This window comes from Rahnella woolbedingensis (assembly GCF_003602095.1).
GTDB lineage: Bacteria > Pseudomonadota > Gammaproteobacteria > Enterobacterales > Enterobacteriaceae > Rahnella > Rahnella woolbedingensis.
The window spans coordinates 132,744-146,118 of the sequence record NZ_RAHH01000002.1 but is presented as its reverse complement, the minus strand read 5'-3'; the positions used below and the strand labels follow the sequence as shown (position 1 = coordinate 146,118).

The 13,375-nt window shown below is 57.0% G+C and carries 9 protein-coding genes; 5 read left to right on the top strand and 4 right to left on the bottom strand.

Going from position 1 to position 13,375, the window contains the following annotated elements:
• The first annotated feature begins 49 nt into the window (after positions 1–49).
• The 5 genes from D6C13_RS01880 (at position 50) to D6C13_RS01860 (ending at position 6,561) form a co-directional block, all read left to right on the top strand.
• A complete protein-coding gene (locus tag D6C13_RS01880; protein ID WP_120131150.1) occupies positions 50–469 on the top strand; it encodes a hypothetical protein in 420 nt (139 codons plus the stop codon).
• Between the two features lie 101 nt (positions 470–570).
• Positions 571–918, top strand: a complete 348-nt coding sequence (locus D6C13_RS01875; protein ID WP_120131272.1) for a copper-binding protein — start codon at positions 571–573, stop codon at positions 916–918.
• A gap of 14 nt (positions 919–932) precedes the next feature.
• Positions 933–2,186: a TolC family protein gene (locus tag D6C13_RS01870; protein ID WP_120131149.1), complete on the top strand. Its 1,254-nt coding sequence runs from the start codon at positions 933–935 to the stop codon at positions 2,184–2,186.
• Positions 2,186–3,430, top strand: coding sequence for an efflux RND transporter periplasmic adaptor subunit (locus tag D6C13_RS01865; RefSeq protein ID WP_120131148.1), 1,245 nt, complete (start codon positions 2,186–2,188; stop codon positions 3,428–3,430). The genes D6C13_RS01870 and D6C13_RS01865 overlap by 1 nt, the downstream gene beginning before the upstream one ends.
• Positions 3,427–6,561, top strand: a complete 3,135-nt coding sequence (locus D6C13_RS01860; protein WP_120131147.1) for an efflux RND transporter permease subunit — start codon at positions 3,427–3,429, stop codon at positions 6,559–6,561. Before D6C13_RS01865 ends, D6C13_RS01860 begins: the two co-directional genes overlap by 4 nt.
• Before the next feature lie 220 nt (positions 6,562–6,781).
• Here the strand turns inward: D6C13_RS01860 and D6C13_RS01855 are convergent, their stop codons facing one another.
• From D6C13_RS01855 to D6C13_RS01840, 4 genes are all read right to left on the bottom strand, one after another.
• On the bottom strand, positions 6,782–9,205 hold the full coding sequence (locus D6C13_RS01855; protein ID WP_120131146.1) for a DUF3772 domain-containing protein: 2,424 nt from the start codon (positions 9,203–9,205) through the stop codon (positions 6,782–6,784).
• A 148-nt stretch (positions 9,206–9,353) separates the two neighbouring features.
• Positions 9,354–10,172, bottom strand: a complete 819-nt coding sequence (locus D6C13_RS01850; RefSeq protein WP_120131145.1) for a hypothetical protein — start codon at positions 10,170–10,172, stop codon at positions 9,354–9,356.
• Positions 10,173–10,194: 22 nt separating this feature from the next.
• Entirely contained in the window at positions 10,195–11,856 is a 1,662-nt protein-coding gene (locus tag D6C13_RS01845; RefSeq protein WP_120131144.1) for a multidrug ABC transporter permease/ATP-binding protein, read from the bottom strand.
• A gap of 66 nt (positions 11,857–11,922) precedes the next feature.
• On the bottom strand, positions 11,923–13,323 hold the full coding sequence (locus tag D6C13_RS01840; protein ID WP_120131143.1) for an MFS transporter: 1,401 nt from the start codon (positions 13,321–13,323) through the stop codon (positions 11,923–11,925).
• Positions 13,324–13,375 lie beyond the last annotated feature (52 nt).

The following is a 13,375-nucleotide window of genomic DNA, read 5'->3' as shown; positions in this document are numbered from 1 at the left end:
ATTTCCTTATATACTCGCGCTTATCTTCCCCGGGGAAATAATCAGCAGCATGTCAGTCCGTTTCGCGATTTCACAGTTTATGCATTCACTGCGCTTGCCCGGCAAGCGGGTCAGTGCGTTGCTGTTCGCGTTGTGCTGGCTGATGCTCAATTCCCAGCTGGCGCTCGCCAGCCATCAGTGCAATATGCACCCGCCGGTGGAAACCACCGCAATGGCGCATAACATCTCCATGCAAGCGCCTGATTCCCCTGAGCATATGCAAAGCCAGTCAGTGTTGTGTGAAAAGCATTGCGTACCGGAAAGAACCCATTCCGACAGCGGTTCTGCCCCTGTCGTTGCTCTGCCTTTTGTCCCGGCTTTAGCGGTGATCACCGTCGATGCCAGCACGGCCGTCACTACCGCTGACTGGGTCGCACCACCGGTCATTGCGCTTCCCGCCGAAGTACAATTCTGCCGATACCGGGAATAGCCCCAGCTGTCAGCGGGCGTTTATCTGCGCCCGAAATTAAATGAAATTCATTTGCCATTTTTATGGCCATTTATTCTGATATCAATATTGGAGTTATTCTCATGCGTATTATTTTAAGTTTATTCTCTGCAAGCCTGCTCTTTATTTGCGCTTATTCTTTTGCTGACACCGCACCGATGCCTGCGATGGATATGGGGCACTATCATCAAACCACAACCGCCGTGCAGACCTACGGATCAGAAGGTGTGATCACCCAATGGCAGAGTGACCGTGTGGGTATTTCTCATCAGGCGATCCCGGCCCTGAAATGGCCGGCAATGACCATGAACTTCCGCCTGCCGCCGGACATTGCGGCCCACTCCCTGCCCGCCGGAACGCCGGTGGTGTTCAGCTTTGTCAAAACCGATAACGCCTATCAGTTAGTGACCCTGACACCACAAAAGCGCTGAGCGGGAGATTCACCATGTTCACTTTACCGCGTCACCCGAGGGTGACGTGGCAATGGCTGCTGGCTTTTGTGCCGGTCAGCGCCCTTGCCACCCCCGTCACCCTGCCGCAGGCGCTGGTCGCCGCACAGGATTATTCCGCCGAGCTTTCCGCCAGCCGTCATCAGATTAATGCGCTGAATAACCGGGCGGATTCAGCGATGCAACTGCCGGATCCGAAGCTAAAATTTGGCATCGAAAACCTGCCGGTCAGCGGCGGCAATACCGATCGTTTTACCCGTGAGGGCATGACAATGGAACGTATCGGCATCATGCAGGATTACGTCAGCAGTGACAAACGCGAGCGTAAAGCCGACACATTTCGCGCCGAATCACGTCAGGTCGCCGCCACCAGTCAGAGCATCCGTGCGCGTTTACAACGTGACACTGCGCTGGCCTGGATGGAACTGGCTATCGGCGAACAAAACGTCAGCCAGATACAAAAACTGGTGGATGAGAGTTCGCGCCAGATTGGCGTTTCTCGTGGCGGTGTCAGTAGCGGAAGTTCGCTGCCTGCCTCGGTGCTGGATGCCCGGCTGACGCTCATCAGCATGCAGGACAAACTCACGCAGGCGGAACGTGATGTGCAGCTGGCACGTACCCGTTTAAGCCAGCTGACCGGCATCGACCAGCCAGAAATCAACGGCGCTGTTCCGGACGTGATCTCCCTGCCGGTTCAGGCTGCGCAGACGGACAGTGTGGAGCAGCATCCTGAAATCATTCAGGCGCGGCGCGAGGCAGAAGTCGCGCAGGCGAAATCCTCGCAGTCGGCGATTGCCGCGCTGCCGGATGTCGGCGTCGAAGTGTATTACGCCCACCGCGCCGACAGTTATGAGGATCTGGCGGGTGTGATGTTTACCGTCGGTCTGCCGTTGTTTACCGCATCGCGGCAGGATAAAGATCACGCTGCCGATCAGTCGATGACGATGGAAAGCAACGACCGGCTGGCGCAGCTGGTGCGTGACCATCAGGCGCAGCTGACCAGTTTGCTGGCGCAATATCAGGCCGCCGGCACGCTCTGGCAGCGGCAAAAAAATGACGTTATCCCGCTGCAGCGCCAGCGTATCAGCGTGATCCAGGCGCAGTACCGCGCGGGTAAAAGCAGCCTCAATGAAGTCCTCGAAGCGCGCCGCACCCTGCTGGACAGCCAGCTTGCCGAACGCAATGCCGAACTGGAGGTAGCCCGTTACTGGGTCGCCCTGCGCTATCTGGCTCCCCGGGAGATGAATTAATGACTTGTGCTAAAACTTACAGCTTGCTGGCTCTTGCCATTGTGGCCGCACTTGCCGCTGGTTATATCGCGGGTCGCCACAGCCAGCCCGTACAAACAGGCGCTGCGGCCACGCCTGCCGAACGCAAAGTGCTGTACTGGTATGACCCGATGACGCCGGATCAGCGTTTCGATAAACCGGGTAAATCACCCTTTATGGATATGGATCTGATGCCGCGTTATGCCGATGAAGTGGCGGATGACGGCGGTGTTACGGTAAGCGCCCGTCAGCAGCAAAATCTCGGTATGCGCAGTGAAAAGGTGCAACGCCGGATGTTAAACGCCCCGCTCAATGTTTACGGCACGGTCAGCGCCGATGAGCGCAGCCTGCGCACCATTTCAGCGCGGGCAAACGGTTTGGTCGAAAAACTGTATGTTGCCGCCAGCCAGCAGCCGGTGAAAAAAGGCCAGAAACTGGCGACGCTGTGGATACCCGACTGGACCGCCGCGCAGCAGGAATATCTGGCAGTGCGTCAGCTGGGTGATCGCAATCTGACAGCCGCCGCCCGCCAGCGGCTGGCCTTGCAGTTTATGCCGGAAGACATTCTGCGCAGCGTCGATAAAACCGGTCAGCCGCAAACCCGCATCACCCTGCTCGCGCCGGAAGACGGTTATCTCAGCCAGCTATTCGTGCGCGAAGGCGCGCAGGTCAGCGCCACGCAGCCGTTGTTCGAACTGACCAGCCTGAAACAGGTGTGGATCGTGATGGATTATCCGCCTTCCGCCGCCCGTCAGATTCAGACAGGCAGCAAGGTCACCGCCAGCACTGACAGCCAGCCGGGCGAAACATTCCACGGCACGGTAAGTGAATTGCTGCCGGATGTCGATGCCGTCAGCCGCACGCTGAAAGCCCGTGTGGTCATTGACAATCCGCAGGAGAAACTTCGCCCCGGTATGTACCTGAATTTGTCGCCGGATATCAGCGCGCAGACGGCTGTTCTGGCAATCCCGCAGGAGGCACTTATCCAGACCGGCAGCCGCAATACCGTTCTGCTTGACGACGGCAACGGGCATTTCACCCCGCAGGCAGTGACCACCGGCGCGACGCGTGATGGCTGGACGCAGGTGCTTTCCGGCCTCACGGAAGGTCAGTCTGTTGTCACTTCAGGCCAGTTCCTCATTGATTCCGAAGCCAGCCTGCGCAGCGCGCTGCCAGCCACCGACGCCACGACGTCAGAAACGCATCAGCACGGAGGTGATTTATGATTGCCGCCGTGATCCGCTGGTCGCTGAAAAACCGGCTGCTGGTGTTGCTCGCTGCGCTGATGATGGCAGGCTGGGGCATCTGGTCATTGCAGAAAGCCCCGCTCGACGCCCTGCCTGATCTCTCCGATGTGCAGGTGATCGTGCGCGTGAGTTATCCGGGCAAAGCGCCGCAAATTATCGAAGATCAGGTGACCTATCCGCTGACCACCACCCTGCTGTCGGTGCCTGGCGCGAAAACCGTGCGCGGCTTTTCGATGTTCGGCGACGCCTACGTTTATGTGCTGTTCGATGACGGCACCGATCCTTACTGGGCGCGCTCGCGCGTGCTGGAATATCTGAGTCAGGTGCAATCCTCGCTGCCTGCTGGTGCCAAAGCGTCGCTCGGGCCGGATGCCACCGGCGTCGGCTGGATTTACGAATACGCTCTGGTAGATAAAACCGGGAAACACAGCCTCGAACAGCTGCGCGCCCTGCAGGACTGGACGCTGCGTTATGACCTGAAAACCGTGCCGAATGTGTCTGAAGTCGCCAGCATCGGCGGTATGGTGCGCCAGTATCAGGTGGTGGCGGATCCGCAACGGATGCGCGCCCGTGGCGTAACGCATCAGCAGGTCGTCAGCGCCCTGAAAAGCGCCAATCAGGAAAGCAGCGGTTCGCTTCTGGAAATGGGCGAAGCCGAATACATGGTGCGCACTTCCGGCTATCTCAAAAGCCTCGAGGATTTCAACAATGTGGTGGTGACGGTGAACAGCGGTATTCCGGTGCTGCTTTCGGACGTGGCGACCGTGCGCACCGGGCCGGAACTGCGGCGCGGCGTGGCAGAACTCAACGGTGAAGGTGAAGTGGCGGGCGGCGTGATTGTTATGCGGTCGGGCAAAAACGCGCTGGAAACCCTGAAAGCGGTGAAAGTCCGGCTGAACGCCCTGGCCCGCACGCTGCCTGCGGGCGTGGAAATCGTGCCGGTGTATGACCGCCAGCCGCTGATCGAACACGCCGTCGAAACGCTGTCGCACAAACTGCTGGAAGAATTCATAGTCGTGGCCGTAGTCTGCGCCCTGTTCTTGTTCCACTTCCGCTCGGCGCTGGTGGCGATTATCACATTACCGCTCGGCATTCTCGGCGCGTTTATCGTCATGCATTATCAGGGGGTCAGCGCCAATATTATGTCGCTCGGCGGTATCGCAATTGCCATCGGGGCGATGGTCGATGCGGCGATTGTGATGATCGAGAATATGCACAAAGTGCTGGAGCAATGGCGGCACGTTCATCCCGGTCAGCAGCCGACGTCGGCGGATTACTGGAAAGTCTCTGAGCGGGCGGCCACGGAAGTCGGGCCAGCGCTGTTTTGCAGTCTGCTGATCATCACCCTGTCGTTTATTCCGGTTTTTTCGCTCGAGGCACAGGAAGGCCGGATGTTCTCGCCGCTGGCATTCACTAAAACCTACGCGATGGCGGTGTCTGCCGGGCTGGGGATTACGCTGGTGCCGGTGCTGATGGGCTATTTTATTCGCGGAAAAATCCCTGATGAAAACGCCAGTCCTGTCAACCGCTGGCTGATTGCCGCCTATCAGCCGGTACTTGCTGCGGTGCTGAAACGCCCAAAAACCACGCTGTTGTGCAGCGGCCTGTTCCTGCTGGTGTCGCTGTATCCGCTGGCGAAACTCGGCAGTGAATTCATGCCGCCGCTCGATGAAGGCGACCTGCTGTATATGCCTTCCACGCTGCCGGGCATTTCCGCCCGTGAAGCCGCGCGTTTATTGCAGCAAACGGATCGGTTAATTAAAACCGTGCCGGAAGTCGCCACCGTAATGGGTAAAGCCGGACGTGCCGACAGCGCCACCGATCCCGCGCCGCTGACCATGATTGAAACCACCATCCGCTTTAAGCCCCGCGACCAGTGGCGGCCAGGCATGACGCCGGACAAACTGGTGACGGAGCTCGATAACGCGGTGAAATTGCCGGGTATCGCCAACGTGTGGGTGCCGCCTATCCGCAACCGTCTCGACATGCTGGCGACCGGCATCAAAAGCCCGGTCGGCATCAAGGTGAATGGCAATAACATCGCGCAAATAGAAGCCGTCGCGCAGCAGATTGAGCATATCGTAAAGCAGGTGCCCGGCGTCACGTCAGCACTGGCAGAAAGGCTGGAAGGCGGCCGTTACGTTGATATTGATATTAACCGCCGCGAAGCCGCACGTTACGGTGTCACGGTTACCGAGCTGCAATCGCTGGTCTCGACGCTGGTCGGCGGGGAAAATATCGGCGAGACGCTGGAAGGCCGTGAACGATATCCGATCAACCTGCGTTATCCGCGTGAACTGCGCGACAACGTACAGGCGCTGCGTGATTTACCGGTGCTGACCGCTTCCGGCGCGCAGGTGCCACTGTCAGCGCTGGCTTCGGTTAACGTCACCGACGGCCCGCCGATGCTGAAAAGCGAAAACGCCCGTTTGTCAGACTGGATCTATGTGGATTTACGCGGCCGCGATTTGAAATCTGCCGTTGAAGATATGCAACAGGCGGTGAATCAGCAGGTGAAATTACCGGAAGGCGTCACGGTAAGCTGGTCGGGGCAATTCGAGTATCTCGAACGCGCCACGGCAAAACTGAAAATTGTGCTGCCGGTGACGCTGCTGATCATCTTCGTGCTGTTGTATGTCACCTTCAGCAGCGTACGGGATGCCCTGCTTATCATGGCGACGCTGCCGTTCGCCCTGACCGGCGGCGTCTGGCTGTTGTATCTGCTGAACTTTAATTTATCGGTCGCCGCCGCCGTCGGTTTTATTGCCCTGGCAGGCGTCGCCGCCGAGTTCGGCGTGATTATGGTGCTGTACCTGAATCAGGCAGTGCAGCGCCAGAAAACAGCCGGTGATGAAATGACCGAAGCAGAACTGTGCGACGCGATTCACCACGGAGCGGTGTTGCGCGTGCGGCCAAAAGCCATGACCGTCGCGACCATTATGGCGGGTTTACTGCCGATTATGTGGGGCGGCGGAACCGGTTCAGAAGTGATGCAGAGAATTGCCGCGCCGATGATCGGCGGTATGGTGAGCGCCCCGCTGCTGTCGATGCTGGTGATCCCGGTGGTGTATTTGCTGGCGCACAGGAGGCGGGGAAACAAAAATAAATAGTTTTTTCAGTTGCACTGAACGCTGCTAACGTCAACACCTTGGGCTCACCGCCCAAACTGGCCCAGAGGACGCGTAAGCGCGCAGTGAAAGAGCCCGGGGGGTCTTGGGGGGCGGCGGCAATAGGCCGCTCCCCAAGTCGGTGTGGGCCGAAGCCCACGACCTTGAAGTTGAAGTTGACGTTGACGTTGAAACGGCGTGTGGGACCGTAATCCCACACCTATCACTCTTCCACCGGAACAACCCTCTCTGCCGGTTTCTCCAAAATCATCGTCTGCGTCTGACTCAGGCTGATCCCCGCTGCGCGCAGCATTTTGAGGATTTCGTACAGCAAATCACTGCGCGTGCCGCTGACCATACGCGGACTGTTGACGTAGCCGGTCACGCTCAGCACAATCCCTGTCGGACCCAGTTCTTTGAAACTTACCGACGCCGGTGGATTTTCCAGAATAGATTCGTGCAGATTGTAGGCTTCCAGCAGCAGCGTCTTCACCTGTTCAGGGTCAATATCCAGCGGGAATGTCAGCGCGATCGTCGCCACGCCCTGCGCGTTACCCATGGTGGCGTTACGCACGTTCTGCGAAATCAGCTGGGAGTTCGGCACAATTACGGTGGATTTATCGCTCAGCTGAATTTCAGTTGCGCGGACATTGATACGACGGATGTCCCCTTCTACACCGCTGATACTGATCAAGTCACCCACTTTCACAGGACGCTCAGTCAGCAGGATCAGACCGGAGATAAAGTTCTTCACTATCTCCTGCAAACCAAAACCGATACCGACCGACAAGGCACTGACGATCCACGCCAGTTTGTTCCATTCAATGCCCAGCGATGACAGCGTCAGCAGGATAATCAGCACGTAGCCCACGTTGGTGAACAGCGTCACCAGCGACGCGCGCATCCCGCGATCCATCATGGTTTTTGGCAGGAAATCATTGTCCAGCCAGCGGCGTGCGGAGCGCAGAATATACCAGCCGACCACCAGACACAGCACCGCGTTAACCGCGTGCGCCGGAATAATGTTCATGCTCTCGAGGCCTTTTCCGCCCCAGATATCCGCGAGTTTCGCCAGCAACTCCATCGGCGTTGTCGTCCCGAACGTACCGTTGAGCAGCGCGACGGCAGCCATCAGCAGCAAAGCGGTTTTGCCGATTGCCGAGAATAATGTCGCAGCCAGTGAAAGATGGCGGTCATTGACGCTCAGCGTGCTTTTGAGGATTTTGCCGCTGTGCGTGGTCGGCGAAAACACGCTTTCGCACAAATCCACCACAAAATGGATCAGCAGATACAGGCAACTGACCACCAGACCAATCCACAGCAGTTCGAAGGTCACGAAACGCGCCAGCGGAATGTAGCCGATCAGCAGCGCTATCAGAATGACAAACGCCGTCAGGCTGATCACCAGATGGATAAGCCCCGCCAGCGTGGAACGCGCTTCGGTTTGCTCGCCATCGGCTTTCATTTTGCGACGCATACGGTTCACGCGCACCGGCGCAATCAGGCAGTTGAGCGCCACCAGTAATGCCGCTAATCCGTTACCAAATAACGTCGCGGCGACGCTGGCACCGACCAGATTATTCAGTTGCTCAATGATACCGAACAGGAAAATAAAGCCTGCCAGCAGGATCGGGAACGACGCCAGCGTTTTTGCCAGCGGATCCGCAATCCCCGGCAGACGCCAGGACGGATGATTGTTCGACAGCAGCGCAATACCCAGACCGGCAATCACCGCCGAGAAATAAGTCAGCTCGACCAGTTGTCCGGCAAACTCAATCACCCACGGCGAAGTATCCGGCAGGCGGGTGAAAATATAACCCAGCAGCTGAACGCTGATGCCAAGGGTTAACATGGTGCTCAGCGTGGTGAAACAGGCCAGAAAACTGCGACGAAAACGCCCTTGCGGCAGCCAGCGCGGCAGGATCCAGTTTATCGGTTTATCCAACAGACGACGGCCCGCCAGACCAATCACCAGTGCCAGCAGCAGGTATATCCCGGTACCGACACGCCAGTCAGCGTCCCAGGCCTGATCCCAGGCATCTTTAACCTGCGAACCAAAATCATCGAAACGTGCCGCATCGTTATTATTCGGGGTGATGAGCGGTGCCCAGAAACTGGCGCCAAGAATACTGCCGGTATTAAGCGCAATCTGGGTTTTCAGCGCGTCACGACGTAAGCCCAAAATCTGCGAGGAAAGGTTACGTGCGCCCACGCCAATGGCTTTGGTCTGCTCAATTTGAGTGGTCAGCAAAGTTTTGCTGTTATTGAGCTTGTTACGCTGGCTGATAACCTGCGGCGTTTCCGTCAGGGTGCCCGGCGCAGGTGCCGGCCCCAGCACATCAAGCTGTGCCTGAACCTGCGTGAGTTGCGGTTCCAGCGCTACCGTCAGTTTGTCGGCGTCATCGGCCAGTTTGATGGCCTCGTCGCTCAGACCGGTAAATTTCTTGTCGGATTTAGCCGCAGAAACCTGCTGTTTAAGTGAATCCAGACGTTTTTGTAACGCCGGTAAAGCCGTGCTGGCATTCACTTTAACCGGTTGTTCAGCCGCGGGCTTATCGGTGCTATCGTCCGCGTAACTTAGTACCGGCGTCAGAAATAAACATGACAACAATGCCAGTAACAACGGCACTCTTAACATTTTTTGCATAGAAGGATGGTTCCGGGAGCTCGAGAAATTATGTTTTAGAAAAGCGGGAGAAGAATACTCTTTCTTATTAAGAAGAATAGTAGGGATTGTCTGTTTGTTTAACTGTATGAACACGGACAGCCCGCAGAAGAGGCTGCCCGTCTTCAGACTAGTCTTTTTTGCCCAGCATCTGGCGCAGGATCGCCGCGGAATCCGCTGGCTGAAGCGCCAGGATCCCTGAATACAGGCTGATTGAAATTTCGCAGACTTTTTCCCGGTCGACGTCCGGTTTGGTCAGATCACTGAACATCTGCAATTGCTCGCCGTACATATTCGCTAGTGCCTCGCGCACCGGAGCCATCATCTGCACCACTTTTTCGGTGCTGACGGCCTCAGGTTGCGCAGTCTGCCCGTTGCCGGTCGCCAGCAGTAAATCGTTCATGGTATTGAGATCTTTCTGGAACAATTGTGCAGGCAGAACCTGTGCGGTGTTAATGCCACCGCTGACCTGCGGGTAAAGAAATTTAAAACAGCTGCCGTCTTTGCGCGCCTGCAACGTCTGCATTTCTTCCAGATTGACCTGCATGGCCTCGTTCACATTGGCGTCCGGCGCATGCGTGATGCGCTGCGAGAGCAACACGGACACCCTCGGTTTCACGGTGTCGATCGCTTCCTGCTGCGATTTGCCCTCTTTCTTCATGTTCAGAATATTGCTGCGGATCTGCGCGTACAGCGCCGGTTCCTGCATTTTGATGGTGTTATACAGCGGCAGGGCTTCCAGCGCCTGATCAATCTTCTGTTCTTCGTCTGCTCCGGCGATACGCGGTTTGATCACCCCGCCCCATAAAATATTGCCGCCGACTATTAGCACCAGGAACAAAACAACGGCCGGAATGCGTCCGATTTTGCCTTTTTTGTGTAATGCCCCGAGCAGCGAACCCACAACCACGCCGCTGATGCCCCACACCATCACTTCTGTCCAGTTCATTATCCGTTGCCTTCAGAAAAAATTAGTGACTTCCAATTTGTGCGACCGCATCACGGCTGGCATCAATACGCGCCTGCCCGTGGAGCTCTGTCAGTTTGCCCGTCCGCATTTCCAGCAGGCGGTCAGCGTGTTCAAAATAGTGATCATCGTGACTGATTGCCAGCACGGTTTTCCCCATATCACGCAATTGCGGCAACAGCTCACGATAGAACGTCCGGCGAAATTGCGGATCCTGATCGGCAGCCCATTCGTCGAGCAGCAGGAAATCACGCCCTTCTGCCGCCGCCAGCAGCAGCGCCACACGTTTACGCTGTCCCTGTGACAGTTGCAGGTTGGTGACTTCATTGCCGCTGAACTGAAGTTTTTCTTTCATTTTCAGACGTTGCAGCCAGTCTTCCACCACCTGCGGATCCGGCTGCCCGCCCTGCGGGCCGATCAGCTGACCAAACAGGTGGAAATCGGTAAACACCGCCGAGAAAATCTGGCGATACTGTTCGGCGTTTTCGGCGGTCACCGGCACGCCGTCGAGCAGGATCTGCCCGGAGCGCGGCTGATACAGGCCGGTCAGTAACATCGCCATCGTCGATTTCCCGCTGCCGTTGCCGCCAATCAGGAATACCAGTTCGCCACGGGTGATGGTCAGATTAAGCGGGCCGACGCCAAAATCCGCGCCCTCTGCCTTGCCTTCATAGCTGAACACCAGATCACGTAACTCCAGCGTCTGCCAGCGTTTCGCCGCCACAGCGGGCGTAAATGCTTCGTTGTATTCGGCCAGTTTCAGCGATTTCAGTTTGCCAAACGCCACCTGCGCGCTGAGCAGCGTCGGCAGCGCACCGACCGCCTGCAACATCGGCGTGCGCAGGAACAGCAGCGTCAGGGAATACGTTGCGGCCACTTCAGTATTGGACCAGCCCATACCGTTGGCCATAAAGAACACCAGGCCGATGGCGCCCAACATCATGATATTCGACCAGTTCACGGCACTCAGATGGAAGGTATCCGCGCGGATAATGTGGTGGCGATATTCTTCGGCATCTTTACGGTAAATCTCGTCAAACAGATGACGCGCCCGCTCGCGGTTCAGCGCCAGCTCTTTGCGCCCTTCGATCACTTTCTGGTAATCAGTTTGCAGCTTGTCTTCTGCGTCACGCACTTTCGCCAGATGGCGGTAAACGTGCGACACCAGCTTAAAGCCGCCAAAGATAGTGATCACCAGCCAGATAACCGTCACCAGCAACATTTCCGGCGACAGCCACGCCAGATATCCGGCGCAGCCAATGGTCAGGATAATTCCCTGTACCAGCTCCGGCAGGCGCACGAACGCCAGCGTGATATTGCGGATGTCGCTGCCCAGACTGGCAAGCAATTGCGCATTACCGATCTGCTCGATGCGCTCGATATCGGTATCTAAAATACGTTTGATGAATTGTCCGCGCAGGCGGTAAATGAAGTGGTGCCCGAGTATGGTCAGGGCCAGCTGAGAGCCCAGGGTCACCGCCATCAGCAGCAGTAACAGCCCGAGGAATTCAGGCAGAACGATTAAGGAAGCCTGCGTGGTTTCAATCAGTTTCAGATTGATAAATGCGATCAGGCCAATGCCCAGAACGGCGCTGAGCAAACTCAGCGCCATTACACCTAAAAACGGCCAACGGTATTGCTTAAAAACGACGCGTAACAACTCCATGAATTTTTCTCGTTCTGAATGCAGGAAAATGATGCTGCACGCAGTTTAATGACACATCTTGTCATATCAAGAACAATTCTCATTTTCCCTGTCATCCGGTCTGATCACCATGCGCTCAAACTTACCGGCCACCACCAGATAGCCAAACATGCCGAGCAAACCGTGCGCCCCGACAAACCACAGCGCGAGATTAAAGGAACCCGTCGCCGCCACGATATAACCGATGACCACCGGCGTGATAATCCCGGCCACGTTGCCCAGACAGTTAAACACCCCGCCACTCAGGCCGATCATTTTCTCCGGCGCAGTATCGGACATGACCGCCCAGCCAATCGCTGACAGGCCTTTACCGAAGAATGCCAGCGTCATCAGCGCAATCACCGCCGCATCGGTGGAAACAAAGTTCGCCATCGCCAGCATGGCGGCGAAAAACATGCCCAGCACGAACGGCGTTTTACGCGCTTTCGACGGGCTGACACCGCGGCGGATCATGTAATCGGACATCACGCCGCCCAGCACCCCGCCGGTAAATCCGCAAATCGCCGGTAACGCCACCACCCAGCCTGCCTGCATAACCGTCATCCCGCGCCCTTTAATCAGGTAAATCGGGAACCAGGTCATGAAGAAATAGCTCATCGAAGTAATACAGTACTGCCCGATGTAAATGCCCCACAGCGTGCGGCTCTGGAACAGTTGCATGACTTCGCGGAAGGTGAATTTCTGGCGCGTGGCGCGGCGGTTGAGTTCGAGATCGACCAGCGCGCCATTAGCACGGATGTGTTCCAGTTCGGCAGGTTTGATGTGCGGACTGCTGTGCGGCTCTTTATACAATGCGAACCACAAAATCCCGGCGAACAGCCCGACCGCCCCCATCCACAGGAAAACATGTTCCCAGCCGAGCGCGTGAGTCAGCCACGCCATAATCGGTGTGAATACGCCAATCGCCATGTACTGCGCGGAGTTAAACAGTGACGTGGCCGTGCCGCGTTCGTTGGTCGGAAACCAGCAGGCGACAATGCGCGCATTGGCGGGGAATGCCGGAGACTCCACCAGCCCGAGCATAAAGCGCAGGAAGAACAGCATGATGGCCGCTGAAATTCCGCTCACGCCGAACCAGCCGACGGTGCCCTGTAACAGGGTAAACACTGACCACAGCACCAAACTGCAACCGTATACCCGCCGTGCGCCAAATTTATCCAGCAGCCAGCCGCCGGGGATTTGGCCGATCATATACGCCCATGCAAACGCCGAGAAAACCATGCCGAGCATGACCGGATCGAGGCTCAGCACCCGCGACACTTCGGTTCCGGCAATCGACAGCGTGGCGCGGTCGGCGTAGTTAATCACCGTGATGGCAAAGATCATTCCGAGCACCACGTAACGGAAGTGACCCGGTTTCGCCGCTTCTGCTGCCGAATCGCAGGCAAGCGGTTTAGCGTTGTCTGACACATCTGTAGGGGACGTCATGTTTTCTCTCCAGACTTATGATTGCATTCCTTGCTTTTTGTGACCGGATGCA

Bases quoted from the DNA above. Each gene is read 5' to 3' on its own strand.
- D6C13_RS01840 (WP_120131143.1), bottom strand. From the start codon at position 13,323: ATGACGTCCCCTACAGATGTGTCAGACAACGCTAAACCGCTTGCCTGC.
- D6C13_RS01850 (WP_120131145.1), bottom strand. From the start codon at position 10,172: ATGAACTGGACAGAAGTGATGGTGTGGGGCATCAGCGGCGTGGTTGTG.
- D6C13_RS01845 (WP_120131144.1), bottom strand. From the start codon at position 11,856: ATGGAGTTGTTACGCGTCGTTTTTAAGCAATACCGTTGGCCGTTTTTA.
- D6C13_RS01860 (WP_120131147.1), top strand. From the start codon at position 3,427: ATGATTGCCGCCGTGATCCGCTGGTCGCTGAAAAACCGGCTGCTGGTG.
- D6C13_RS01875 (WP_120131272.1), top strand. From the start codon at position 571: ATGCGTATTATTTTAAGTTTATTCTCTGCAAGCCTGCTCTTTATTTGC.
- D6C13_RS01870 (WP_120131149.1), top strand. From the start codon at position 933: ATGTTCACTTTACCGCGTCACCCGAGGGTGACGTGGCAATGGCTGCTG.
- D6C13_RS01865 (WP_120131148.1), top strand. From the start codon at position 2,186: ATGACTTGTGCTAAAACTTACAGCTTGCTGGCTCTTGCCATTGTGGCC.
- D6C13_RS01855 (WP_120131146.1), bottom strand. From the start codon at position 9,205: ATGCAAAAAATGTTAAGAGTGCCGTTGTTACTGGCATTGTTGTCATGT.
- D6C13_RS01880 (WP_120131150.1), top strand. From the start codon at position 50: ATGTCAGTCCGTTTCGCGATTTCACAGTTTATGCATTCACTGCGCTTG.